General features: G+C 63.8%; 5 protein-coding genes and 1 pseudogene. All 6 read left to right on the top strand.

What is annotated here, in order from left to right; all coding sequences use genetic code 11:
* Positions 1–378, top strand: a 378-nt coding sequence (locus FBT96_RS20205) for a single-stranded DNA-binding protein (protein WP_136909843.1), incomplete at its 5' end; no start/stop codon positions are given.
* A gap of 140 nt (positions 379–518) precedes the next feature.
* Positions 519–773, top strand: coding sequence for a type II toxin-antitoxin system ParD family antitoxin (locus tag FBT96_RS20200; protein WP_136909841.1), 255 nt, complete (start codon positions 519–521; stop codon positions 771–773).
* Positions 679–1,062, top strand: coding sequence for a type II toxin-antitoxin system RelE/ParE family toxin (locus FBT96_RS20195; RefSeq protein ID WP_136909839.1), 384 nt, complete (start codon positions 679–681; stop codon positions 1,060–1,062). Before FBT96_RS20200 ends, FBT96_RS20195 begins: the two co-directional genes overlap by 95 nt.
* Before the next feature lie 60 nt (positions 1,063–1,122).
* Entirely contained in the window at positions 1,123–1,509 is a 387-nt protein-coding gene (locus FBT96_RS20190; RefSeq protein ID WP_136909837.1) for a hypothetical protein, read from the top strand.
* A 161-nt stretch (positions 1,510–1,670) separates the two neighbouring features.
* Positions 1,671–2,870 carry a DUF932 domain-containing protein gene (locus FBT96_RS20185; protein WP_136909835.1) on the top strand — a complete coding sequence of 400 codons (1,200 nt, stop codon included), beginning with the start codon at positions 1,671–1,673 and terminating at the stop codon, positions 2,868–2,870.
* Between the two features lie 126 nt (positions 2,871–2,996).
* Positions 2,997–3,172 (top strand): annotated as a pseudogene (locus FBT96_RS21540) (DNA repair protein); the annotation flags it as partial.

The following is a 3,172-nucleotide window of genomic DNA, read 5'->3' as shown; positions in this document are numbered from 1 at the left end:
AACATCGGTCAGGCCCCGGAGGTCCGCGCGACCCAGGGGGCTACCCGGATCACCAACTTCAGCCTCGCCACCTCGCGGCCGCGGCTATCGGAAGGCCGGGTGCTGCGCGACAAGAACGGCTACCGGATCATGGACACGGAATGGCACCGCATCACCTGCTTCAACGGTCTGGGCAAGACGGTGGCGGAGCACTGCGAGAAGGGGATGAAGGTTCTGGTGCAGGGCCGCATCCACTACACGAAATGGACCGACGCGGCGGGCGTGGATCGCTACGGTTGCGAGATCATCGCGGAGCGGGTCGACTTCCTGAGCCGCCCGAAGGCTGCCGAGGGCGAAAGCCCCGAGTTCATCGATCGCGACGACGAGATCCCGTTCTGACGAACGGGGCCTCGGCCAAAGCCCGGCGGAACAAACCGCCGGGCTCGCTGCGCTCATGGCAAGTCGCGCAGGACGGCGTCGGCACGGTTTGACAAACTTTGCCAAATCGTGTCACCATTTTTGCGAAGGAGATCGCGACCATGGCAACGATGAACGTCTCTCTGCCGGACCCGATGAAGGCCTGGGTCGAGGCTCAGACCCAAGATGGGCGCTACAGCAATGCCAGTGATTATGTGCGCGATCTGATCCGCCGTGATCAGGACCGCCAGCAGGCCATTGCCGACTTGCAGCAGCTTGTCGATGAGGGTCTGGCAAGCGGCCGGGGTGCGCGTCTGGATGTGGAGGCTTTTCTTGCCCGCAAGCGGGAACAAGATGCCAGAGCCGAAGATCGTTGAATATCGGCTCTCACCTGCAGCGCTGAGCGATCTCGATGCGATCTGGGATTATAGCGCAGGCATGTGGTCTGCCACGCAGGCTGAGACTTATATCCGCAGGCTCGCCTCTGACATGGACCTGCTGGTCCAGCACCCGGGCATAGCGCGCGAGCGCACCGAATTCCGCCCTCCCGTCCATCTCTACCGCTCGGAATCGCATCTGATCATCTACCGTATCGAGGCGGAGTGGCTTGAGGTGCTGCGCATCGTGCATGCGCGACAGAACTGGGCCGATTATCTGACTGAGTGACCCGACGCTTGCGCCGCCACAGGCGCCGTAGCGGGTGATGATCATCAAGAGGGCTTGAACATGAAGGTCGAGGACGAAGAACGCATCGCGGCCAATCTCTCGAAGATCATGGCCATGATCTGCATCCGCAACACGCGGCTGGAGGATTTGCATGCCGGACTGCAGCCGGTGACCCTGACAGGCGATTATTCGGACGTGAAGGTGGTCGACGGAACGGGGCGGACCATTCCGTGGCGCGAGGTGTCGCATCTCGATGATCTGCAGATGGCGGATTTGATGCGGGAGATTGTCGACCGCCTCTTCACCTTCCACATGCGGCGGGACGATCCAAGTTTTCGGGACCATCTGGACCGCTGGATGGCTGCGTCGAACAAATGGGACAACCCTGTGCTCGACAAGGCATTTCTCGATGCCGTGGCAAGACTGGGGTCTCCCCGGAGAGCCTGATCTATGTGCAGGAATGACGCGGTCTAGGCTTGAGCCAAGGGCTTCTCCTGCGATCCGCGTCTCGCGCGCCAGCGTCCTTGAGAGTGAGAGGAGTGCCGGTTTCCCGGTGACGGGTGAGGGCTGGGAGAGAGGCTCCCGGCGCCTGTCGCGGAGGAATGCCGATGGGCGTTGTGGAAGTTCTGGATCCGGTCGTACCGGCGCGGGCTGGTGGCTGGAAGGTGGATGTGAGCCGGGGGGAGCGGAACGGGCGGGTGTCGTCCGAATGGTTCAACCGGCCCGATGACGAGCGGTATCTGTCGCTCGACGATCTCTGGGCATCGGTGAAGGGGCGCTCCGAGCGCAGCCGCAGCCGGGTGGTGCAGACGGCCGATATTCGCGTCGAGGCCGCGCGCGACAGCGCCGAGCGGCTGCATCTGGTCCTGCCGAAAGCGCAGGAACCGATTACGCCGACGCATTGGGCCTTCGGCCAGCTCGCCAGCATCGTCGGCGCCCCGGCCTCTTACCTGCGGCAGCTGCCAGCGCCGCTCGCCGGGATCAACCTGCAATATGGCCTCTCCAACCACCGCGCCGAGCAGGTCAAGACCTTCGAGACCGAGGATGGCCGCACCGAACTGCGCGCCGTGACGGGCCCCGATTACGGTCGTATCCACGATTACGAACTGGTCGAGGCGGTGCAGCGTCTTGCGGGCAATGGCACGGGCGACACGCGCTGGAAAGTCCCCGGTGTGCTCGACTGGTCGACGGGGGTTTACAACCCCGATGTCGAGATCAGCCGCGACACGACCACGCTCTATGCCTCGGATCGCGACGTCTTCCTGTTCCTGGTAGACGATCACAATCCGATCGAGGCGGGGCGTCTTCCGGACGGCTCCCCCGATCTCTACTTCCGGGGCTTCTATTGCTGGAACTCCGAGGTGGGCGCGAAGACGCTTGGCATGGCGAGCTTCTACCTCAGGGCGGTGTGCCAGAACCGCAACCTCTGGGGCGTCGAGGAGTTTCAGGAGATCAAGATCCGCCACTCGAAATACGCCGCCTCGCGCTTCGCACACGAGGCGGCCCCGGCGCTGACGCGCTTTGCCAACTCCTCGCCGCAGGGGTTCGTGAACGGCATTCAGGCCGCGCGGCAGCAGATCGTGGCGCGGAGCGACGAGGACCGGGATGATTTCCTGCGCAAGCGCGGTTTCTCTAAGGCCGAATCCAGCAAGATCATCGAAAAGGTGCTGATGGAAGAGGGCCGCCCGCCCGAGAGCATCTTCGACTTCGTGCAGGGGATCACCCGGCTCGCGCGCGACAAGACCCAGCAAGATGTCCGCCTCGACATGGAAGGGCGCGCCAAGAAGCTGCTCGACCGGGTCGGCTGAGGCGACACCCTGCGGAGCGGCCACTCACATGCGTGGCGGCCGCTCCTCTTCCCGTTCATCCGCACGCCGCTGATCCCGCGCCCGAACGGGCAGGGGCTTCGGCGCTTGCAATTCAGCGAGACCCCCATGACCCCCCAGGAAGAAACCGTGATCCTCGAGGCCCGGGACATCCTTGGCCGATACCTCAGCCAGAACCCGGTCATCGGCAGCTGGCAGGCGCTGCTCGATTATTGCGCGCTCACCGTGCGCGGACCGATCGAGCGGTTCCATGTGCTCTATCTCGACCGCAAGAACCGCATCAT

The organism is Rhodobacter capsulatus (assembly GCF_005144475.1).
In the GTDB taxonomy this organism is placed as follows: domain Bacteria; phylum Pseudomonadota; class Alphaproteobacteria; order Rhodobacterales; family Rhodobacteraceae; genus Rhodobacter; species Rhodobacter capsulatus_C.
This window is presented reverse-complemented; position numbering and strand designations above follow the sequence as displayed.